This is a genomic window from Dapis brunnea BLCC-M229 (assembly GCF_050015995.1).
Taxonomy (GTDB): Bacteria; Cyanobacteriota; Cyanobacteriia; order Cyanobacteriales; family Microcoleaceae; genus Trichodesmium.
Genome location: NZ_JBNHEP010000170.1, coordinates 1 through 23,715 on the forward strand (window position 1 = coordinate 1; position 23,715 = coordinate 23,715).

At 37.1% G+C, this 23,715-nt stretch carries 16 protein-coding genes and 1 pseudogene; 10 read left to right on the top strand and 7 right to left on the bottom strand.

Translation table 11 applies throughout. The features are described from left to right. The first annotated feature begins 485 nt into the window (after positions 1-485). The 4 genes from ACP6PM_RS19285 to ACP6PM_RS19300 all read left to right on the top strand — a co-directional run bounded on the left by ACP6PM_RS19285 (position 486) and on the right by ACP6PM_RS19300 (position 4,691). Entirely contained in the window at positions 486-827 is a 342-nt protein-coding gene (locus ACP6PM_RS19285) for a YkvA family protein (RefSeq protein ID WP_293110197.1), read from the top strand. A 768-nt stretch (positions 828-1,595) separates the two neighbouring features. Beyond that, positions 1,596-2,639, top strand: a complete 1,044-nt coding sequence (gene lpxD / locus ACP6PM_RS19290; protein WP_426587450.1) for a UDP-3-O-(3-hydroxymyristoyl)glucosamine N-acyltransferase — start codon at positions 1,596-1,598, stop codon at positions 2,637-2,639. A gap of 323 nt (positions 2,640-2,962) precedes the next feature. Next, positions 2,963-3,211: a hypothetical protein gene (locus ACP6PM_RS19295; protein ID WP_426587452.1), complete on the top strand. Its 249-nt coding sequence runs from the start codon at positions 2,963-2,965 to the stop codon at positions 3,209-3,211. A 229-nt stretch (positions 3,212-3,440) separates the two neighbouring features. After that, a complete protein-coding gene (locus tag ACP6PM_RS19300; RefSeq protein WP_426587454.1) occupies positions 3,441-4,691 on the top strand; it encodes a hypothetical protein in 1,251 nt (416 codons plus the stop codon). A gap of 40 nt (positions 4,692-4,731) precedes the next feature. On the opposite strand, the gene ACP6PM_RS19305 is transcribed toward ACP6PM_RS19300, so the two are convergent. Next, positions 4,732-4,995 (bottom strand): hypothetical protein, encoded by a 264-nt coding sequence (locus ACP6PM_RS19305; RefSeq protein ID WP_426587456.1) that lies wholly within the window; start codon positions 4,993-4,995, stop codon positions 4,732-4,734. Positions 4,996-5,142: 147 nt separating this feature from the next. Here ACP6PM_RS19305 and ACP6PM_RS19310 point away from each other — a divergent pair, with 147 nt between their 5' ends. Next, the gene (locus ACP6PM_RS19310) at positions 5,143-6,882 is read left to right on the top strand and encodes a helicase HerA domain-containing protein (RefSeq protein WP_426587458.1); all 1,740 of its coding nucleotides are present in this window, start codon (positions 5,143-5,145) and stop codon (positions 6,880-6,882) included. A 352-nt stretch (positions 6,883-7,234) separates the two neighbouring features. Here the strand turns inward: ACP6PM_RS19310 and ACP6PM_RS19315 are convergent, their stop codons facing one another. The 3 genes from ACP6PM_RS19315 to ACP6PM_RS19325 form a co-directional block, all read right to left on the bottom strand. Further along, a complete protein-coding gene (locus ACP6PM_RS19315; RefSeq protein WP_426587459.1) occupies positions 7,235-7,708 on the bottom strand; it encodes a hypothetical protein in 474 nt (157 codons plus the stop codon). Positions 7,709-7,824: 116 nt separating this feature from the next. Then, positions 7,825-8,085, bottom strand: coding sequence for a photosystem I reaction center subunit PsaK (psaK, locus tag ACP6PM_RS19320; RefSeq protein ID WP_426587461.1), 261 nt, complete (start codon positions 8,083-8,085; stop codon positions 7,825-7,827). 496 nt (positions 8,086-8,581) lie between these two features. Further along, positions 8,582-10,093: a hydroxysqualene dehydroxylase gene (locus ACP6PM_RS19325; RefSeq protein WP_426587463.1), complete on the bottom strand. Its 1,512-nt coding sequence runs from the start codon at positions 10,091-10,093 to the stop codon at positions 8,582-8,584. A 1,011-nt stretch (positions 10,094-11,104) separates the two neighbouring features. On the opposite strand from ACP6PM_RS19325, the gene ACP6PM_RS19330 reads away from it, so the two are divergent. Beyond that, positions 11,105-11,290, top strand: coding sequence for a zinc ribbon domain-containing protein (locus tag ACP6PM_RS19330; RefSeq protein ID WP_426587465.1), 186 nt, complete (start codon positions 11,105-11,107; stop codon positions 11,288-11,290). Positions 11,291-11,481: 191 nt separating this feature from the next. Continuing rightward, positions 11,482-14,193 (top strand): DEAD/DEAH box helicase, encoded by a 2,712-nt coding sequence (locus ACP6PM_RS19335; RefSeq protein WP_426587467.1) that lies wholly within the window; start codon positions 11,482-11,484, stop codon positions 14,191-14,193. Between the two features lie 326 nt (positions 14,194-14,519). Here the strand turns inward: ACP6PM_RS19335 and ACP6PM_RS19340 are convergent. Continuing rightward, positions 14,520-15,657, bottom strand: a pseudogene (locus tag ACP6PM_RS19340) (ISAs1 family transposase). Between the two features lie 621 nt (positions 15,658-16,278). On the opposite strand from ACP6PM_RS19340, the gene ACP6PM_RS19345 reads away from it, so the two are divergent. The 3 genes from ACP6PM_RS19345 (at position 16,279) to ACP6PM_RS19355 (ending at position 19,214) form a co-directional block, all read left to right on the top strand. Then, positions 16,279-16,386 (top strand): helix-turn-helix domain-containing protein, encoded by a 108-nt coding sequence (locus ACP6PM_RS19345; RefSeq protein ID WP_426587469.1) that lies wholly within the window; start codon positions 16,279-16,281, stop codon positions 16,384-16,386. A gap of 145 nt (positions 16,387-16,531) precedes the next feature. Continuing rightward, on the top strand, positions 16,532-17,461 hold the full coding sequence (locus tag ACP6PM_RS19350) for an ABC transporter substrate-binding protein (protein WP_426587471.1): 930 nt from the start codon (positions 16,532-16,534) through the stop codon (positions 17,459-17,461). Between the two features lie 28 nt (positions 17,462-17,489). Beyond that, complete coding sequence (locus ACP6PM_RS19355) at positions 17,490-19,214, top strand: sensor histidine kinase (protein WP_426587473.1); 1,725 nt, start codon at positions 17,490-17,492, stop codon at positions 19,212-19,214. A gap of 684 nt (positions 19,215-19,898) precedes the next feature. On the opposite strand, the gene ACP6PM_RS19360 is transcribed toward ACP6PM_RS19355, so the two are convergent. Both ACP6PM_RS19360 and ACP6PM_RS19365 read right to left on the bottom strand, forming a co-directional pair. Next, positions 19,899-22,109, bottom strand: coding sequence for a phosphoketolase family protein (locus ACP6PM_RS19360; protein WP_426587475.1), 2,211 nt, complete (start codon positions 22,107-22,109; stop codon positions 19,899-19,901). A gap of 782 nt (positions 22,110-22,891) precedes the next feature. Then, positions 22,892-23,446, bottom strand: coding sequence for a VOC family protein (locus ACP6PM_RS19365; protein WP_426587477.1), 555 nt, complete (start codon positions 23,444-23,446; stop codon positions 22,892-22,894). Between the last annotated feature and the right edge of the window lie 269 nt (positions 23,447-23,715).

Sequence of the window (23,715 nt, forward strand, 5' to 3'; positions counted from 1 at the left end):
AATTTCTCTTCTATTGCGTATAAAGCAATAGTTAATTCATTTTCTGAAGCACCTGGTTATGGGAGATGAATAGTGAAATTTTTCTACTATATTTTTCTTTTCTGTGCTCTGTTCCCTGTTCCCTAAGACCTAGAATTTTGTACCTCACCACTATGGGAATAGCTATATAATCAATATCCCCTATTTCTAGCAAATATTTATCAAACCTGCATAAGATTGACTTTCAAAATTATAAGTTAGGAGATTATCACTTTCATTTCAAGGGCGAAAGTGAAAAGTATCATAAGATGTGTGACAATCAAAATAATTATTTCGTCTCAAGCATTTTTTTCGATAGATTAACGACAAGTTCCCATAAGTAAATTCCTGAATTATGACTGTAGAACTTTCTAGAAAAATAGATGCTTAATATTAGCACTGACATAGTGCTTTAAATTCTGGCATTATTAAAGGTGTAAGTAACTTTTAAGTTTGAGGATAATTAAATGAGCTTTTCGATTCAATCTCTATATACTTGGTATCGTAATACTATCCGTAATCCTAAATATCGTTGGTGGATTATTGCTGGAACATTAGCTTATGTATTGAGTCCTTTTGATATTTCTCCAGATTTTATCCCAATTGTCGGACAAATTGATGATGTTGCTATTGTAACTCTCTTAGTAGCAGAAGTTTCTCAGATGGTAGTTGATTTTATTAAATTACGTCGGGGTCAAGATACACCAGTTGTATCTAATGTGAATAATCAAGACTCAACTACTACCGATAGTACAGTTGATGTAAATGTAGTTTCTGTTCCAGAAATACAGAAAGAAGAAAAACTGTAAATATATCAAGTTAGGGGATAGGGAGTAGGGTTCATTAATGGATAATGGATAATGGATAATGGATAATGGATAATGGATAATTACCTCTGGTTAAAACCGTTACGGAATTGAATCTAAGGAAATATTATTTCTTTTTTTCTCCTTGCTCATGAGAGGCTTTAAACCAGAATTATTTCATTATTAATTAATAATGAAATAATTGATAAATTCTCTGGAATAATTGATTTTATTTTTTATTATTGGAGATATCTAATAGCAATTGAAAAAAGTAGTGTAGATAGTGAATATTTATAATTCATATCTAGATTCTGCAACGTCTTAAACAATCAAGTAGACCAGGAAATACTATTTTTTAAAAAGAGCGAATTTAAAGATTTAAAAATACTCTCTATCCCCCATATTCCTATCTTCTTCCTCTCTTTATTAAATAGGGTTTACCGATCAAATATTAAAGGATTGACATATAAAGGTTTGAGCTTTTATTTTTAAATAGGGCTTACCGACCAAATATTAAAGAATTGACATATAAAGGTTTGAGGCTTTTTCTGGTCGAAAAAAGTGTGCCTGTTTCAGTTTAAAACTCTCAAAAAGTTAGCATTTTGGATAGACAAGGGCAAAAAATTACTCCCCTACTCCCCTACTCCTTAAAAAGACTTTTTCAGCAAACCCTAAATATCTCCTAAAATAGTTTCTATAGACTTGGGTTGATTTTTTTTGGGGAAAATGGTAGAAATCCAAGAGTATTTGTGAGGAGTGGGGGTTCTAATTGTGAAATTTAGCGAAATTGCAAGTAAACTTGGTTCTGAGATGCTCGCTTGTAGTCTGGAAAAAATAAATCATCTCGATCCAGATATTCAAGGTATAGCTGCAATAGATGAGGCAATAGCAGGTACTCTTAGTTATATTGAAGGAGCAAAATTTGCCAGTTATTTAGAAACGACAAATGCTAGTGCTTTAATTTTGCCGATGGATGAAACTCTACAAAATTTGGCAGGTGAGCGTGGTATTGGGTGGTTATCTGGTAAGGAACCAAGATTATTATTTGCTAAGGCGATCGCTCTTTTTTATCGACCTTTTGAACCTACTGCTGAAATTCATCCTACTTCTGTAGTTCACCGGACGGCAAAAGTAGGTAAGAATGTTTATCTTGGCGCTCATGTTGTGGTTGAGGAGGATGTAAAAATTGGTGATAATGTTTGTATTTATCCGAATGTGGTAATTTATCCAAATGTGGAAATTGGAGAGAATACTATTTTACACGCTAACTGTTCAATTCACGAGAGGAGTCAGATAGGCAAGGGTTGTGTAATTCATAGTGGAGCAGTTATTGGAGGAGAGGGTTTTGGTTTTGTGCCGACTCCCGATGGTTGGTTTAAGATGGAACAGTCTGGCAAGGTTGTTTTGGAGGATGGTGTGGAAGTTGGAGGTAATACTACTATCGATCGCCCGGCGGTGGGTGAAACTAGAATTGGTGAGAATACAAAGTTAGATAATTTGGTCCAAATAGGTCATGGTTGTCAAATTGGTAAAAATTGTGCTTTGGCATCTCAGGTTGGTTTAGCTGGTGGAGTGAAGCTTGGGGATAATGTGATTTTAGCAGGTCAGGTAGGTGTTGCTAACCAGGCAAAAATAGGAAATGGAGCGATCGCTACTGCTCAAGCGGGTGTTCATAATGATGTTGCTGCGGGAGAAATTGTTTCTAGTAGTCCAGCAGTTCCTAATAAGATTTATTTGAAAGCTTCTGCTATTTATAAACGCTTACCAGAAATTTATCAGTCTGTTAAGCAGATGAAAAGGATGTTGATGCCATAGATTGAAGAAGATTTTAGGTTGTAGGTTTCAGCTCTTAAGTTAATAGTTAATATAAACCTTAGATAATTAAATATTCAAGCTTTATAAAATCATTTTTTGTATACATTATACCTTTGTTGGAATAAAAATTTAGAACTAAAGAACAAGATTTATGTTGTGGTAAAAATCTGATAATCCGATAATGAGAATATAGGGTTATTAATTTGCAAAACCGGGAAGTTATAGTTTTTTGTTGTCCTACTATTGATATTTGTCCTACTATTGATATTGTTTTTAACATAAGTTATAGTAAAAAAATATAGTTTCATACCATTTATTTATCTATGCTTGACACTTTACTAGCTAGCAAAGCTTCTGAGATTGTAATTTATGGACTTGATAAAGTTACTGGAGGAGCTCTAGAGGCAATTGCCGGAGAAGTTATTAAGTCTTTAAAAAGCAATTTGCAGGGAATTTTTAATCTAGACAGAGCTAGAGAAAATCAAGAACTACTGAAAGCTGCAATTTTGAATTCAATTACAGAAGATAAAAGTTTCCGTAATAATTTAGAGCAGCTAGTATTAAGATTTTAGAAAGAGGAAAATAATACTATTAATGTTAGTCAGAATGCACAAGATCGTTCCTTTAACTTTAACAATCTAACTGCTGAAACTAATACGAACATAGCTGCTGATACAAACATAAGTCAACAAAACAACTACTTTCGTAACGAATAATAGTTATCCAGACCTTCTTGATAAAGACTTAGTTCCTCTAACTCTAGGAGGAAAATTATTAACATATTTCAAAGTATTTTGTTTTTTGTGTTCAGCATTAATTTTCTGGGCATTATTTGGGTGGCTAGCTGAATACTCTTTTCCGTTTGGTGAATCAATTCAGTTACTTTTATCCTGCTTTCATGGAACTGTTTCAAATAAGGTAAACAAATTACAAAAACAGTTACAGGATACAGAATTTATCTCTCAGATAAACAACAAAGAGCAAATAAAAAAATTAAACAATCTTGATTTTCAAGCATGGTTATACATAGAAGTCTTAGATAAATTAGGTAAAAATGAAGCAGAATGTCATAAGAAAATCACCAAGACCATAGAAATTTTAAAGCAAAAAAAAGCAGAAATTTTAGAAGAACTGGAGCCGAGAAGACCAAAAAATTACCGTTTATTTAAAAGAATACACAATTTTTTTCAAGATGGGAACTTAACTAGAACAGAAAAAGAACTCAACCGAATAGATAAAATTTTAAATGACTTAGTCTGTGCTGCTAAAAAAAGTTCTCCTTCACCAGATATTATTCAGGATTTACTCAATGATTTATACTTAGCTATATCTCAAAATGCTGAGAATATTCACCCTAAAAAAATAGGATTATTGTATAAAGTTGGCGAGTTACTTAATCTCATATCTAAAAAAGAGATTTCCAGGCTTGACAGACAAGAATTAGATAATTATTATGAGAGTACAATTAAGGAATTAAAATCTCAAATAAAAGTTTTTTCTACAGAATTAAAAAAATTACTTCAAGAAAAGTATGTTCACGAACAAGAATTACAGAGACTAAATAAAGTAATAGCTGAAGGTAATATTGAAATAGCAAAAATTAGTGAAGAGGTTAAACATTATAGAGAACAATGTAAATCCCAAAATTCTCTAGTTGATAATTTGCAACATCAATTAAATGTAGCAAATCAGAAATTGAAAGCAGTACAAACCGAACGAAAATCTATATTAAACAGAAACAATCAACTTATAGAAGATATTAATCAAAAACAAAGTGAAATATCTTCACTTATAGATAAGTATTCTGCCATCAGACCTTTAGAAGGTAAATATATCGGAAATATTAGTAATAAATCTAGTAAGTATCACTTTAGTGAAAAATGTCCAGATTGGAAGATGCTTGTGGCAGAGTATGTTTTGGATATTGATGGTTCGCGAGAAATGATCAATAGAGAAATTATCAATCGTAGTCAGTCAAATATCTTTAGAAAAAATGGGTTAGAAGCGTGTCAATTTTGTGCAAATCAAAGAAAAAATAAAAAGAAAAAATAAATGGTTTAAGGGAAATTGATAAACTGATTCAACAAACCTATTAACTAACTAAAAATATTCGTAACACTTGGCTTAATAACTTAAAACAAAAAAAATCTTCCAGAGCTTTAGTTTCACCCACTACTATTTCTTGACGCACCATTTCAGCCAAAATATCCCACTGTTCATCCTTAGTAGCTCCGAATTTATCTTGCCACAATCTTTCATATTCTAATTCAGCTAAAAGACGAGAGGCGATCGCATCTTGTTCTGCTTCTGGCAATTTCTCAATTTGGGAAATTGCACGCCGAAGTAACTCTGTCATGTTTAAATATTTATCCAATTTTCTATATTATTAGACCAAATATACTCATCATTTATTATCCAATCATACCAATTTTCCTTCCTTCTTCCTTCTTGAATAAAAATGATATAACTTAATATATCATCCCAAAATAATCAAGAAATTTACATGGATTTTGAACGACCATTAGGCTCAGTAATTCAAGGTTCCCTCAGTCAAGGATTAGAAGTACGACTCCACCCAGACGTATTGGTAGAAGATATGCGAGTTGGTAAATTTTTAGTCGTACAAGGAGTACGCGCCCACTTTTTCTGTATGCTAACCGATGTTTTATTAGGAACATCCAGCGAACGAATAATGATTAACCCGCCCCTACCCACAGATGATTTTTTACAATCTGTTTTAGCTGGAGGTAGTACCTACGGAACTATCGAACTCGCCCCAATGTTAATGTTAGTTATTGCTCCAGAAACATCACCAGTTTCTTTCAAATCGAACGAAAAAAATGACAATCAAAAAAAATCCCAATCCATAGAAAATTTAGCATCCTTTGAAGCTCAAACCAGTGCCGAAATTAAATTAATGCCAGTCAAAACTATTCCTAGTCATTTTTCCCAAGTTTATGAAGCAAGTGTCAGAGATTTTAGTCTAGTTTTTGGTAGGGAAGACGACCCCAGTCGCCGCAATTTTGCTGTGGGTAAACCTATTGATATGGATGTATCTGTTTGTTTAGATTTAGATAGATTTGTAGAACGGAGTAATGGCATTTTTGGTAAGTCGGGAACTGGTAAATCTTTTCTGACTCGTCTACTTTTATCTGGCATTATTCGGAAGGGTGCTGCAGTAAATTTAATTTTTGATATGCACTCTGAATATGGTTGGGAAGCTATGGCTGAAGGAAAACAAGTTAATACTGTTAAAGGTTTACGACAATTATTTCCCGATCGAGTCGAACTTTGGACGCTTGACCCAGAATCTACTAGACGTAGAGGGGTACGAGATGCACGAGAATTGTATCTTAGCTACAACCAAATTGAGGTTGAGGATATTGGGTTGGTGCAGCGGGAGTTAAATTTGTCTGAGGCAAGTATTGATAGTGCAAATATTCTCCGCAGTGAATTTGGCAAGTCTTGGATTACTCAATTATTAGCAATGACTAATGAAGATATCCAAATATTTTGTGATGAGAAGAGAGGTCATAAAGGTTCGATTATGTCATTGCAAAGGAAATTGTTACGACTGGATAATCTGAAATATATGCAGACAAAAAATACCAACAATTATATAGAAGAAATTTTAGAATCTTTAGATGCAGGAAAGCACGTTATTATTGAATTTGGTTCCCAGTCAAATATGCTTTCTTATATGTTGGCAGCTAATATGATTACTCGCAGAATTCATAATAGTTATGTGCGTAAAGCAGATAAATTTTTAAGTTCTAAAAATCCTAATGACCGCCCTCAACAATTAGTCATAACTATCGAGGAAGCTCACCGTTTTCTCGACCCTGCCATAGTACGTTCGACTATTTTTGGTACTATTGCTAGGGAGATGCGGAAATATTTTGTGACTTTATTGGTGGTAGACCAGCGACCTTCGGGAATAGATGCGGAAGTTATGTCTCAAATTGGTACGAGAATTACGGCTTTATTGAATGATGATAAGGATATTGATTCTATTTTTACGGGAGTTTCTGGCGGTCATAGTTTGCGGTCTGTTTTGGCAAAGTTGGATTCTAAACAACAAGCTTTAGTATTAGGTCATGCCGTACCGATGCCTGTAGTAATTCAAACTCGTGCTTATGACAAAACTTTTTATCAGGAAATTGGAGATATGGATTGGCGGTATGTTTCTGATAATGAATTGTTTGAAGCGGCTCAAGTGGCTTTGGATGATATTGGGTTTTAGTTCAGGAGTTGGTGGTAAATATTTTATATAGAATCCGGGTAATGAATTATCGTCCTACTTAGGAGTCAGGAATCAGCATTCAGGAGTCAAGAGTTAGGAGAAAGAAAGGATTTGAATAGCATGAATTTTTAAATTCGTATTCAATAGAACATCTCTAAGTTGAGGAAGTAATTTTACGATGTTATACAGTTACTGTATAACTTAGTGGTTGAATCAACTCCTAATGAGATTTCAATTAATCAAGGTATCTTTCCAGCAACAAAATAGCAGAAACTAGCTGAAGTTATTGTCAGTTAAGCTTTGTCAGCGAATAAATATTCTTTTGTGATGATGTAGTGCCTATGGAACTAGACTATATGTAAATTTGTTTGCTAGGTTGCCTTGCAGTAGCTGGATTGGATTGAGTATCTATGAATTGCACTGGCTCATAAGTATTAATCCACAAGTGAGCGCCACATTTTGCTGGTTGGTAAGGTCGATAAACAATTTGGCAAGGACCTGGAATATATAAGTCATAACCATAATCGTTGCGCTTGCCATCCTTAACAGAAAGAACTGGTTCTAGTTGTTCTGGAGGTTTACCGATATTGCCTTTTATTTTGCTTTGATTAACATGAATCATTTTAGGTTTGGTAGGTTCTTGCTTGTGCCAAATACCTTTCGGACCGCGCCGAGCCGGAATTATTACAGGCATTCCACTCGAAGATACTGGTATTTCCCAGAATCTACCTTTTTTGTCAGCTCCTTTGACTCTTCCTTGAGCTAATAAAACTAATAAACGTTGACGAGATATCCCTAATAGAAAAGATGCTTCTCTAGTACCCATGATTTTTTTCTCAACTGTTGGACAATAGTTAATTCTAGTAAATTTAAGGTAACTTTCTAAAAGTTACCTCAAAATAAATGTAAATGAAATTATTGATTTTGTTGACCTAAAATTATTTACAGGCTACCTATATTTGCTAAACCAAGAATCACACCTGCACCTAAAATGTGACCGAAGCTTGTAGTTGCCAGAACACCAGCTACTCCAAAACCACCAAAAAAGTTGGAACCAGGCATCGCTGGGCCGACACTAGGATATTTAACTGTTAACTTGGCAAAGGCGATCGCTACGATATTGCAGATAATCATTATTAGGGCTATTTTAGGACTCCAGTCAAAAGTATTGGGGCCAAGTGTTAATAAGGTTGAGTCAAGCATTTTTTCTTGTCCTATATATATGTACATTGAAAACCTCAGTGGCATCTTTATATCAGAAAATTGTTCTTTTTTTTCTTCCCGTGAGACTTAGCAATAATTCTTTACAAATCCAGAAGGAAGAGGCCAGAAAGAAGAAATTTCTTATTTTTAATTGACTAATTACTAAAATCTATACAAAATCTTTTGATTCAACAATTTAAAATATCCTTTTGACAGGAGAGAATAAATAGATTCAAACCAAAAAAGCAAAAATAGAAATACTGGAAGCTTTTATTAAAACAGCATCTCTTCGTGTTATTCAAGAAATGAGTCGTCAGCAGACAAATTTCTCCTTCCTGTAATAATTAGTTAATAACTCATATGGTAATAGTTAACGGCTGAATGCTTTCCTTAAGCCTAATATTTTTTAACTAATTCTTGGAAATCTCTCAATTGCTTTTTCCTCCTTTAAAGGTAATCAAGCTGATAGCTGAATGCTTACATACTGATGACTGAATCAAGGCAACCAAATATTAGGAAATATCGACGTCCCTACTTCTCGCAAAGACTTATTAATCGTCCTGAAAAATTGAATATGTTCCTCATCTTCTTCTACTGGAATAATATTAGCTTTCTCCCCTAATTCAAACTTATCCAGTACTAAATTTGCAGCTTCTAAACCAGTCACATAAGCTTTTTCTTGAGACCACGAACCATGACGATTAGCAATCCAATCACCACTCATAAATACATTCTCAAAACTTGTCTTTGCCGGGAGTAAATATTGATAGCTACCAGGGAAAAAATGAGTCACCCCTTCCCTCACTCTTACAACACTTTGGTCAATAATTTCTGCTTCTCTAAATTCAGGAATACAAGTTGCTAAATATCCCTGCACAATTTTTATTATTTCCCCATCACTCAAAGGTAAAAATTGATTAGCATGATAAAAATCTACTTCTAAAACCGTTCCTGGTTCATCTCGAAATTCATCATGTAAAGCATTCAAATCAAAAAACGTCCAACCAGTAGTTGCATCAAATCCAAAACAAGCATTAGAAGCACGAGGAATCAGAATTTTTCTATCAAACCATAATCTAACTCCTAATACATCAACTCCACCTAGATTATTAACGTTCCTAAATTCTTGACGGCTTTGTAAAGCCTCGCTTCCTGCCAGAATCTTTTTCATTCCACTAATACCAACTGAAAAAATTACAGCATCCGCCTCAAATATTTGGTCTTCACAAACAACTCCTTTGGCTTTGCCATTATCATCAACAATTAACTCAATAACTCGCTGTTTTGTCAGAACTTTTCCACCTAAATTTTCGATACTTTCTACCCAAGGTTTAAATATCATTTCTCCAACAGTACCTCGACACCAAACCACATCAAAATTAGCTTGATGAGCCAGAATAAAATAATATAACATTCCCAATGCAGCAGCAGCCGAACATTGTTCTCCCGGAGCAAATAAACCAACTAATAACATAGCGTTAAAAGCATCATTATATAATCTTTTACTCACGCCATATTGTTTAAATAATTCTCTCGCCGTTACTGAATCATATCTTCGCCAAGCTTCATCCGAATTATCAAAATCTATAAGAGAATAAAGCAGTGGCAGAGCAGAAAGGCGATCGCTCCAAGGTAGCCGTTGAAATTGAGTATAAATAAAAGTACCAAGAGGCGTTGGTAGAGATGGTAAATCTTGAAAAATTGGTGATTCTACTTCTAATCCAGCAGGAGAATATTGAGCCGAGCGAGTCCAAGAGGTGAAAGGATAAAGGTTTAACTCCTTGACAATAGAAAATATGTTATGGTATGGATACCAAAAACCATGTATCCCGACTTCTACCGAACGACCACCGGGAGTTTTCCAGCCAGCCACTAAACCACCAGGATAAGGGCTAGCTTCTAGAAGTGTAACATCATAGCCATGTTTGGCTAGGTGGTGAGTGGCTCCTAAACCAGCCCAGCCAGCACCTACTACTACTATCTTTGGAGTTTGAGTTTCTGTAGACATACTATTTTAGAATCAAAAGTAAAAAAATATTGAATTTTCGTGGATTTTCCACAACTACTTTTTGGAGTTTTTCCAAAGTTGGTTAATTTTATCGTAATTTCATCAAGAAAACTATGTCTAAATTAATTTGGCTGTGGGATGAATTGTCATTTTAGAAAACACTAATCAAGTCTATCTTATTGCTAAGTATATTGTCTAATCTTTTTTACAAAAACATTAGTATTTTTTATGAAAAATTAGTAATATTCACTACTTGAAACTTTAAAAATACAAATATATCGAAATTATCAATATCAAGCAAATTCAGCTATTTAGACAATAAAATGGGTTTTACATCTTTTTTTGTAAATATGTAAATATCTTTAATATAGAATCTAGGTAATTAGTTATAGTATTGTGGAGGAGTCAGGATTTAAGAGAAAAAATGATTTAAATAGCATAAATTTTTAAATTAGTATTCAATAAAACACCTGTATTAAGAGGAAGTAATTTATAGAACTAGATGTCAAGTTGACAGTTGTTCATTAATTTCATGCTCTATTGGCGAGATTTCCAGTAGACCAGATTATTGTTTTCAGCAATCAGGACTTAAACAGACAAAAAAGTTATTTCCTGACTACAAAGAAATATATTCGGAAGTTCAACAAATTAACTTACAAAGACTAGATAAAGCTTGGAAACGTTTCGGCTAATAGCCGACATGAAAGGCTAATACCCGCTCAAACTGATAAACGTAGAGGACGACCAAGATTTAAAAAATCCGGGAAGTTAAGGTCATTGTGTTTTAGTAGAGTTAATCATCCCAAAGCAGTAATTAAATTTGATGGAAAACAAATAATTACTACAAGGTTTGGTGCTATTCGAGTGGTAGTTCATAGATCTATGCCAGATCGGCTTGTTATCAAAACTGCAACTATAACCAAAAAAAACGCGGTGTTCATGTAATTAAAGTTAATCCTCACAATACGTCATATGCATTGCAGTAATTGTGGTCAAAAAATACCTAAAACTTTGTCAGTTAGAACTCACTATTGTCCTAAATGTAAAATAATTTTAGATAGAGATGAGAATGCTGCAATTAACATATTAAATAAAGCATTAAACGAGGTGGGTATCATCTTGTCTGCTTGTGGAGGCTATGAGATTAATCGGCCTGTAAAACAAGAAACTTCTTTGTTTGAGAAGCTCCCGTTATAATCTCCGATTTAACCGGAGAGAACTTCACATCTGCACAACTTTTCCATAGCAAAACTTATCACCTATTGGCCTCAAACCTCAAACCTTTGAAAGATATAGTTAAAATAAAAATATAAAGTCTATATCCACTTTGAAAAGCAGGATTTAGATAATATCATATAACCTCTGTAAAGTCAAGAAAATAAATCTTAGTGTCATACTCAACCCAGAACAGCCCAGAGCTGGATCTGAAGACCTTATTTCCATTTGAACTAGACAACTTCCAACAAACAGCGATCGTCGCCCTGAACGCTGGAAAATCAGTAGTTGTTTGTGCCCCTACAGGCTCAGGCAAAACCTTAATCGGAGAATATGCCATCTACCGGGCCTTAAGTCGTGGGCGACGAGTATTCTACACTACACCTCTAAAAGCCCTATCCAACCAGAAATTACGGGACTTCCGCAACCAATTTGGACCAGAAATGGTAGGGCTAGTCACAGGAGATACATCTGTTAACCGGGAAGCACCAATCCTAGTAATGACGACAGAAATCTTCCGCAATATGCTGTACGGCACCCCCATTGGAGAAATAGGCACATCCCTAGAAAAGGTAGAAGCAGTAGTTCTAGACGAATGCCACTACATGAACGATCGCCAACGAGGCACAGTCTGGGAAGAATCAATAATTTACTGCCCGCCAGAAATCCAACTATTAGCCCTTTCCGCCACAGTAGCCAATAGCGACCAACTCACAGATTGGATTACTAGAGTACATGGACCTACCGAACTAATCTACTCTGATTTCCGACCAGTCCCTCTGCAATTTAATTTTTCCAACAATAAAGGTCTATTTCCCCTACTTCATAATAATCAAAAAAGAATCAATCCCCAACTCAAGCCTAAAAGTAGACAAGCAAATAGAGACAGAAGAGACAGACAACAAGAACCAACCTTATCAACAGTCTTGTCTCAGCTCAAAGAGCGAGATATGTTACCAGCCATCTACTTCATATTCAGCCGTAGGGGATGTGCTCGTGCAGTAACAGAAGTAGCACAAGTCAGCAATCTTACCTTGATTAACGAAGCAGAAGCAACCAAACTACAAACCCTAATTCGAGAATTTCTCAAGCGCAACCCAGATCTAGCTGGCTCTCAACAGTTAGAACCTCTTACCAGAGGAATAGCAGCTCACCATGCCGGAATGTTACCCGTCTGGAAAGGATTAGTCGAAGAATTATTTCAGCAAGGTTTAATCAAAGTAGTATTTGCCACAGAAACCTTAGCGGCAGGAATTAATATGCCAGCCCGGACAACGGTTATCTCCAGTCTCTCGAAACGTACAGATGATGGACACCGACTCCTTAGACCATCAGAATTTCTGCAAATGGCAGGTAGGGCAGGACGACGAGGGATGGATTTTCAAGGTTATGTTTTAACTGTACAAACTAGGTTTGAGGGTGCTAAAGAGGCAGCTTATTTAGCAACTTCTGGAGCAGACCCCTTAGTGAGCCAGTTTACTCCTAGCTATGGTATGGTGCTCAATTTACTACAAACTCATACATTGGAGGAAGCAAAAGAGTTAGTAGAACGTAGTTTTGGTCAGTATTTGTCTACCCTATCTCTGCTGCCAGAGCGAAAAGAGATTGAACAAAAGTTAGAGGAATTGACGTCTGTAGAAAATAAACTGGGAATTTATGAAGAGAATGATTGGGTTAATCTCGAACAACTACTGACAAGTTATGAAAAGTTAAGGGAAAAAGCAAAAGAGGAGAAGCGACTGCTGAAGATTTTGCAAAAGCAGGCAGAGGAAACTCGGATTAGAGAAATGTCTTTATCTTTGTCTTTTGCAGTATTGGGAACTGTGGTTAGTTTGAAAGGAAAGCACGTTCCTACTGCTAAGAAATCTACTTCGGAACCTATTCCGGCAGTATTAGTAGCAAAAGTTCCTGGCTCTGGTCAGTCTCCTTATTCCTTGTGTTTGGGCAGAGATAATCGGTGGTATGTAGTAGCAGCAATGGATGTGGTGGCTTTACAGGCAGATTTGCCTCGGTTGGTTGCTGTGGACTACATGGAATTGCCTGGAGAGATGGAATCTCGCTTAGGGCAATGTCGCAAAGGAGATGAAACTTCTCTGGCTTTAGCTCAACAAATTCCAGTAGTACCAGTGCCAGTCGATGCTCCAGAGGTTTTGGCACAAATGCATAAGGTGGCAATAGTCGAAGCACAAGCCGAGGAACATCCTGTGAAGGAATGGGGGAACCCTCGTACTATACTGAAGGGTTGGCGACGGATAGGAATGTTGAGGGCGGAAATAGAGGATCGCCAAACTGAGTTGGAGGATAAGTTGGCACGTCACTGGCAAGAGTTTCTGAATCTGATTGAAATTTTGCAATATTTTGGCTGTCTACATGGAGTCGAGCCTACGGAGATTGGTCAAGCTTGTGCAGCAATTCGGGGTGATAATGAATTGTGGCTTGGTTTAGTGCTTATGTCTGGAGCTTTTGAGGCACTTGACCCTCATCATTTAGCTGCTGCTTGTGCTGGTCTAGTGACGGAGATTACTAGACCTGATAGTTGGACTCGTTATGAGTTGTCTGTTGAAGTAGAGGAGGCTTTGGCTAGTTTGCGCAGTTTACGGCATCAGTTATTTCAGGTGCAGCGTCGATATCGGGTAGCTTTGCCTGTTTGGTTGGAACGAGATTTGATTGGTTTGGTCGAACAGTGGGCTTTGGGAGTGGAATGGCAGGAGTTGGTGGAGAATACAAGTTTGGATGAGGGGGATGTTGTCCGAATTTTACGTCGGACTTTGGATTTTTTGTCTCAGATTCCTCATGTGCCTCATTTATCTGATACTTTGCAACGGAATGCTTATCGGGCTATGCAGTTGATCGATCGTTTCCCTGTTAATGAGGTAGTTGAATAATATTTGAGGTCTCTAGTGGTCTGTCAATTTTGAAATGATGGGTTGAGATAAGACAAGGAAGGAAAGTAGACAACACAGAAAATCTAATAGCTTATCCCTCAAATCAATCTTGACAGACCACTAGGGGCAGGGCAAACGCACACAAAACTTAACAATTGAGCAAAAAAGCAATCGTTACTAAATCAAAGCAATCGTTACTAAATCAAAGTGATCGTTACTAAATCAAAGCGATCGTTACTAAGTCAAAGCGATCGTTACTAAGTCAAAGCGATCGTTACTAAGTCAAGACGACTGCACAGTAAAGTATTCAACTACCATTGCCTGATTCAAGGGGAGAGAGAATTCAGAACAAGACTCAGATAATTATTGTTCCATCCAGCTTTGAGACGTTTTGCATGAATCCCCCCTTTTGCAGTTGACTCATGGGTAAGAAGATTTAAAGCTAGGTGACGAACCACGGCTAAATTTTCTGCACTATAACCAAGACATCCAGATAAATTATCTTCTTGGAAGCTAACGTCGAGAACCCAATGAAGCTGATTTTCAATCCCCCAATGGCTGCGAACAGATTCAGCAAAGCGCTGGGCATCACTTTCTATACTCATTAAATAGTATCGCTGCTCTACCGTAATTTTATCCTTGACTCGACGTTCTGATTCTACCATACCAATACTTTGTAACCCATTCCATTGCTTTGCCCCATACAAATATTCAGTATGACCTATACTCCAGTATCTGCGAATCTCAAGGCGACCATGATCCTGATTGATTGTTTGATGAAATTGATGTTCAATTCCTTTCCAATCTTGTTGACGAGCAAATTCAAATAACTGCACCACATCTTGGTAAAGATTGGGATGATTTCTTTTTAGTGCTAAAACATAATCTCCTTTTTGCTCAATAATAGTTTGTGCAATCTCATGCAGACATCCCATCGCATCAATACTAACTATGCTTCCTTCAATGGTGAGTATTTTCAGGAGTTCAGGAATGGCAGTGATTTCGTTAGATTTAGCACTAACTTTCCTTTGTCCTAAGACCAAGCGATTTTTTGTAGCCCATGCACTCACCATATGTATTGCTCCTCGACTTTCTCCTTTTTCTAAAGCCCTATGTAGGCTTTTGCCGTCAATAGCAATCACTTGTCCTTCCGTAATCTCAGTTACGGCTTCTATCCAAGACAAAAAACATTTTTGTAATTCTTTTGGGTTTAAGCGAGCAAATAGTCTCATTAAGGTATCATGTGAAGGAATGCCATGAGGTAACTCTAAAAGTGTTTCTAACCATTCTTTTTTAGCGTGACCATAATTTTCAATTTCCACCCAATTATTGGCACCACAAATCACAGCACAAATAGTAATGATTACCATATCAATCAGAAGATGATTAATACTATGTTCTACACGAGGATCTGTTAAAAAATGAAAATGTTTTTCGCTATTATGCTATTGGTGAGTTAGTCATAAATGTAAGTCGCAATCATTACACTGACTATTTTCCCCCATCGTCAATCAAAACAAGCAGATGAGCATTCCTGTTGAATTTTTCGGATCGGGACTAAGGACATACTGCTATATATAGCGTATAAATAGGTAATAATTTGAAGTTTAACCACTATATTTAGTTTATATCCGTAAGTCCTGCTTATGTTAAGTTTTGTGTGCGTTTGCCCTGTCGCCCGCGCCTCGGCGAGGCTTTAAACCCAATTTTTCGGTAAAAACCATTAAGTATATCTACCACAACTAATCCAGTAGAGCGATCGCCAATCACATAAGGTTATGTGTCAATAGATAAAGCAGCTTGAACGGTTGCTAAGGCAGTATCAGGAGTAGCTAGAGTTGTTGTGATGATAATTTTTTAGTAATTATTGTTTAATACTTTAATCATTTAATTTACCAAATTGCTTCTAGATTAATTGAAATCCTGGTAACACATTTGTCATTTTGAAGGCAGTGGGATTTTTCTCTTAATTTTGGCAGAAGACCTGCACCATAGCGCACTCTCGCTGTCGGGATGAATGCTAATCAATATTGTGGTTTTACACTGAATATGTTAGAGTGTGAACGTCAAGTCAGCAAGCAGTAAATGGTCGAGAAAACATATCAATTTAGGTTGTACCCAACTCCAGAGCAGAAAAATCTGTTGCGGAGAAATTTAGGCCGTGTTTGCTGGCGCAAGCTCCCCTACTTATAACCAAAAATATTAGGAGAACCTCAATGAATATAAACATGAAGCATTACATATCTTCACTTATAAAACGATTTACGTCAAGAACTTTACCCTTGGCAAAAATGGTTGTGGAAACTAAAAAAAAAGACCTCTTCTGCTAATTGTTATTTTGTTTGGAGTATCTATCCTTATAAGTTGTAACACTACTCCACTACCTTTGCGAGTTGCTGTAAATTTGTGGCCTGGGTACGAAACTCTATACCTCGCAAGAAGCTTAGGATATTATGATAATACTTCAATCAAACTTCTTGATTTTCCTTCTGGTACTCAACAGGTAAGAGTTTATCGAAATAATAATCTGGAAAGTGCTGCTATCTCACTGGATCAGGCATTAGAATTAGCAACTACTAATCCAGATGTAAGGGTTGTAACAGTGATAGACTTTTCTGAAGGAGGAGATGTAATTTTAGCAAAACCAGAAATTCCCAATCTTCAAGCATTAAAAGGTAAGCGAGTAGGTGTAGAAGCTAATGCTTTAGGGGCATATATTATTACCCGTGCTTTAGAAAAAGCAGCAATGAAAATCGAAGATATTCAAGTTGTTTCTTTAGGACTTTCAGAACACGAGCGAGCATTTAAAGATGGAATTATTGATGCAGTTGTTACCTTCGGTCCGGCTCGTACTAAACTGTTAGCATTCGGAGCGAAACAAATATTTGATAGTTCTCAAATTCCTGGTGAAATTGTTGATGTTTTAATAGTTCAGAAGACGGTGATCGCCAATCAATCCAAAGATGTACAGACATTGATAAATGGACAATTTAAAGCACTTGATTATCTGGCACAAAATCCCCAAGATAGTGCCCGTCGGGTTGCTCCTAGAACTCAGGTGACACCAGAGGAATTTTTAGAATCAATGAAGGGATTACGCAGGCCAAATTTACAAGAAAATCAACAACTTTTAGATCGAGAGAATCCTGCATTACTCAAAACTACTCAACAATTAATTGATGTGATGCTTGCCAACAAACTATTATCGAAATCTGTCGATCCAATGACTTTATTTGACGATCGCTTTGTCAAAGCAGCAGAACTTTAATGATTTTCTCACTAAACTTTTAAGTAAAATGAAACAGTTTCCCTTTTCTTTGCGGTTTTCAATTCCAGCTATTCTACTGATATCTGGTACAATACTGGGTGGAATAAATATTCAGCAAGAAACGTCATATTCTTTTCAACGAGTTGAGGAAGATGTCAGTGGGAATGCAAGATTTGCGGGGGAACAAATTTCAGGAATCTTGGAATATCTATATCGTCGAGGCAACATAGAACAAGCTGAAATTGCTATTAGTAAGATGCAAACTGATGTCAATCTTAGTTTAGCTCTTTTATTCGATCTAGAAAATCATGTTCTTCTGGCAACCCAGTATGAATTGCGAAATCGATCCTTGAAACAGACCCCGGCAGCAAAGAATAAGAGCGCATTTAGACAAGTTCGAGAAAATCTCTCAGGACAAATTATTTTATCAGAAGACAAACAAAAAATTTCGGCAATTTATCCAGTTCCCCTACAAATAGATGCTGGAGAACTTCGTCCCTCTGAAGTGGGGATTCTTTGGTTGTCTTATGATATATCACGTCTGAAACAACGGGCATTTAGAGATGCTTTATTTCGCTCCCTAACCTCTAAAATTACCTTAGGTGGATTTTGTATTTTACTCTGGTTCTTCTTTGAAAAAACTCTGACCAAACGAGCAGAGCAAATTGTGGTAGTTAGCAAAAAAATTGCCCAAGGAGAACTTAATCAACGGGTGCATATTCAAGGATCTGATGAGTTAGCTCAAATTGCATCAGGATTTAATAAAATGGCAGATTGGATTCAAACAAATACTGAAAAATTACAAGCTAGTGAAATTGCTCTTCAACAAGCAAACGAAACCCTAGAAGAACAAGTCAAAGAACGGACGATCGCTTTAAGTGAACAAAAAAAACAAAAAAATCAGCTAGAGGAAACCCTCTATAAACTTCAACAGACTCAAGCGCATTTAGTTCAGCAAGAGAAGATGTCAAGCTTGGGACAATTAGTGGCAGGAGTTGCCCATGAGATTAATAATCCCATCAACTTTATTCATGGTAATATTGTTCATGTAGAGGAATACACTCAAGTTTTACTGGATTTTGTTGAATTAGTGCAGCAATGTTATCCTAATCTTACCTCAGAAATCGAAGATTGGGCAGATGAAGTTGAGCTTGAATTTTTACAAGAAGATTTACCCAAAACGATCAATTCAATCAAAATAGGAACAAAGCGAGTTTGTGATATTGTTCTTTCCCTGCGTAACTTTTCTCGCTTAGATGAAGCAGAATTAAAAAAAGTTGAACTTCATGATGGAATTGAAAGTACCCTATTGATTTTACAAAATCGTCTCAAACAAAAATTAGCTATTCAGGTTATAAAAAATTACAGTGATTTACCTCTCATAGAATGTTATCCAGGACAACTAAATCAAGTATTTATGAATATTTTAGTTAATGCTATTGATGCCTTGGAAACCAGCGGTCGCGAAAATAAACCCAGACAAATCACTATCCATACATCACGAGTCGATGAAGAATGGGTGAAAATTGCGATCGCAGATAATGGTTGTGGAATTCCACCTTCAATTCAAAACCAAATATTTAATCCCTTTTTTACGACAAAACCTGTGGGTAAAGGAACAGGTATGGGAATGGCAATTAGTTACCAAATTATTACAGAAAAACATGGTGGTCAATTAACTTGTTCTTCAACAGTAGGGACAGGTACAGAATTTACAATACAAATTCCCATTCAACAACAAGCTGTGAATTAAGCACATTTTGAGAAAGGTCATTTCAGTTATCAGTTGGCTCGCAATTGACTTCTATTCAAGTAGATTCTACATGAGACCAAATTCTCTGAAATTGGTATTAGGTTGTTGGGTTACGAAATCCGCTTAACCCAACCTATTGGCGCGTCAAGCTTGAAAATGTGGGCAAAAAAACCTAACCCCCCAACCCCACAACTATCCCCCCTTACCCCACGAGTGAAAGCTATGCTTTATAAACATCTTTCTTAACATAAAACTTAGACATTAGAAAAAGGTTATGTTTATTACCATTCAATTAATATGATAGGAGAGTAAACGTATTTACAGAAGTTTCGGAAGCGCGTGAAGTACAAAGTTTTATTGTCCTAGGGAACACTTAACTGGGAACACTTAACTGGGAATATAAAAGTAGTCTTATGACTGTACCTCAGCATGCTCAAAAGTGCTGTAATTAGAGGCTAAACTCCTCCCATCTCCGAATCTCCGAATCTCCGAATCTCCCTATCAGAAAAGGATTTTAGGAGTTCCTTATAAGGGATAGCTTTGAAAGGGGGGAAGGAGGGAAGGGGGGAAACTCTGCCCTCTCCTTGCAGGAGAGGGGTTGGGGGAGAGGTCTTCTAGGTTGCTAGCTCCTAACCCACAATTTTAATCTAGACACGCTACTAAGACTCAGATTAACTCATCATCTTAATGTACCAATTCGATCGCTCGCTTCGTCAAAGTCTCAGCAGTTATACCATTAAAATTCATCACCTGAGCAGCACTAGAAGCAGTCTCACCTCGTCGCCAAGCAAACGTATCTCGCTTAACCTGACTCCGTAACATAATTGGTTCTAGCATTAAACTCGCACCACCAGTCACACCAATTAAAGCATCACCCCCGAATAATTTCTCAAAACCAGCATCATCCAAAAATCCGCCATCAGCTTCCGAACAAGTATCCCAACCTGTATCCTGGGGACGGTATAAACGTCGGGGGTTAATTACTGAAACTATCCGCACCCCAATACCTTCAGCTTCCAAAGCAGCAGCAGCTTCAAATACCGGAATTAATGGCATATCTCCCACTACTGCAAAAACAATAGTCTTATCCCCTGCAACCTCTTCAAGAAGAATAGCACCATCCTGCAACCCTTGTCTTGTCTGTTCAAAAGTAGTCCGAATAGGTAACGGTGACTTACTAGCAGTAATAGTCACACCCTTATTTTTAGTAGTCAGCGCCCAATCATAACAAACTTGAATACTATTAGCATCGGGTGGGAATAGGGCAAACACATTCCCATTCCGCATCATCGCTGCAAAATAAGCTTCAATCTCTGGACGTTGGTGAGTCCAACCGTTGCGCCCCTGTTCCAATGCTCCAGCGGTAAATAATGTAATAGTTGAAGGAGTAGGGTGACGTAATTCTGCCATTGCTTGAGTAACAGTCTGCCAAATAGGTACGCCGTTAATAGCAAAAGATTCATAAGAACACCAAACTGTCCGCGCTCCCATCAATGCTAAACCTGCCGCCATTCCAGCACAAGCATCTTCGCTCAAAGGTTCATAAACCTGACCTTTCGGACCTTGGAAATAAATGTCGTCTGGGGTGGGGTGAATAATTTTCAATGCTTGGTTAATATTATTAATACCTGATGCAGCGTTACCGTCGGCATTAGTAATTAGGAAATGAGGATCTTTTTGTCCGACATGAGCTATTAATGCTCCCATTGCAGTTGTCGCAACTTTGGGGTCGCCACCAACAGCATATTCTTCTAAAGGTAGTTGACCTAATTCTGCTAGTGGGTATTCAAATTCAGTGATAACAGTCTTAGATGCTGGACCTCCACCAGCACGTTCGCAATTTTTCCTTACTAACTCCCAACCTGCTACTGGTAGAGCGCGTTCTTTGAGTGCATTCATAATTTGGGGACTATCGAGGGTGTCTTTAGGATAGAGGTTGTGAGATTTTGAACCTCTAGCATGAACTCCTGCACCTTTAAGTTGTTTGATAATAAAAATCGTCAGTTTGCCACCAAGAGCAGATTTTGCTGCTTTGTCAACATTTTCTAATACTGCTTTGGTAAATTCCAGACGCTTTTCCAAGGAGAAGGCGCTACTATCAATGTAGTCACCTGCTTGGTTTTGGTCGTCGAAGTCTTTAGCATCTACCAGTATGACTTCCGCAAAACCGTTGCCTTTCCAATAGGCAATCATTTCTTCATTGGTTTTAGTGGAGACCATGCTGTGGTGTTCTTGACTATAACCATTCCACACTAATACTGGTAAAAAGTTGGTGACATCAGGATAGGCAGTGTTAAAGTGTGCCATACTGCTGACTGGATAGGGTTCCCCCATTCCACCATCTCCCAGAGTGAAAGGAAATAGGGTATCGCGATGTAATAATGCTGCTGCCATAGCGAAATGTTGCCCTTGACCTAATGGACCTGCGGGATTTAGTAATCCTGGAATGCAGCCAGATAGGTGTCCGAGGAGGCCGTGCATTTCCCGAAAGCGATCGCGCATTTGTTGGACTGTGAAGATTTCCATATCTTCTAGGGAGCGATCAAGAAATACGGCGCTATAAAATCCGGGAGCGTGATGTCCGACTTCTGTGAGAATATTTTTGTACCCTAACATAACTAGGGCTGCATAAGCTTCAGCTTGACTGGCAAAACCGCCTGGGTGTCCAGATGCTTTGCTACCTGTTACTTGTAACATTAAATAACGGAGGGCGTCAGCGTAGAGGAGGGTTTGATATACTCCAGTAGGGTCACTTGGTGAGGCGATCGCTTTACTTCCTTCTGCTATTGCTGGTGTTTTGCCGTGGGTTTCAAAATCAGGCCAAGCTTCTCCAAAGTATTGAATACCTTCGCAAAAATCTGGTACTGTTGTTGGCTTTGGTGTTGTTGCAGTCATAGCAATTTTCCTGTATTTTTCTCTTTTTATTTCAGCTTAAGAATAATTTAACATCTACGGGGATCAATGTTAATTCCTTTTACTTTACAGCGGTTTTCATGTGGGTAGACCAAAGTAGGGACGTTGCATACAAGTCCCTACTGGGTTATCATTTTTTTTATGTGGTTCATTGACCTGAAAACTTATGTAGTGGACCTTTTTATCTAAAATAGTTCATTATAATTGTCTGCAGTGAACGATAGTGAACCAATCTTTGACCAATTTCCTATTGCAACATTTAAGATGAAACAGTCTAGTAGGTAGTAATAAATCTGAGCAATATTTATTGATTTGTAGCTGAAAATAATGAGAAAACTTTAAGATATATAGGACTTACGCAAAACAAGATATTTCTGTCATTACGAGCGACAGCGAAGTAATCTCAAGCCAATACTTTTGTGCTGGATGTGTAAGTCCTGATATAACTAGATCAAAGTAGGCATAAGACTATGATACAATTATTAGCTTAGAAAGTTTTACCTTTGATTCAAGCCAACTCTAGGTGACTAATTCCTTGACATTTATGTAAAAATGCGGTGATATGTTTCTGTTTCAGGTAGTGATAAATTAGTGATAAAAAAATATTTGCCAATAGTTTTGCTCTAGCCCACGAAATATATCTCTGGAACTAGAGGAAAACTACTAGCCTAATTATAACTTTCCAAATGAATAAAATTGAAAAAAACTCTACAATGCAAGGCTAAGAGATTTTTAGCTGTAATATTGAATATTTGAAAATTCATCTAGAATCCAAGATAACATTCTGTTTCAGTGATATAAACACATTCTTTCTCTGGATCGGAACCTAACCATTTCTCTTGACGATAACCTAACTCATTTCCATCAAAGTCCCTGAAGAAAGCCAAGCATACACCACTGCCAGCATATCCACTTTCCTCAATAGGAATTCCCCTGTCCTTAAGGTTTCGACAAGCTTCAGCAATGTCAGGCACAATCTGTGTCCCAACCGTCCTTGGTTCAAATGGTTGGTAGGGATTGGCAGAAAGTCCTATACTTGTACTTGGATCTTCTTCCGAATAAAATTCTGCCCAAAATGGAGGCTGGTAAAATGTTGGATTGCATGACAGACCAAGGATTTTACCATAAAAATACGTGGCCTCATCCAGATCCTGGACATTTACCCGATCCACGAAGCCAGATTCCCGCAGAGGAGGAGGTGCATCGGATGTATAACACTGAGCTGCTGCTGGGGATGCCATCCAAGGATTTGCCAATAGAGTTACCGATATTACCAGAGCAATTACCAGAGTTTGAAAAACTTTGAGTAAAGTTTTCATGTGGTTTTCTCCAAATTCAATATCTTACAAAAAAGCCTACGGTGCAATAGTAATTTTCTGAAGTTTCCTATGTCAAGCAAATTATGTAAATATTCTTTACAATTGTGTAAATATTTAGAGTTTTCCCTAAATAGACATCTCCAAAAATCAAAAATAAAATTAATTATTATCCATAAAATTATCAATTACTCCCCTCCACCGGAGGGGTTAGGGGTGGGTTAAGTGTTCCCAGTTAAGTGTTCCCTGTTCCCTCTTTTCTGGAGATGTAT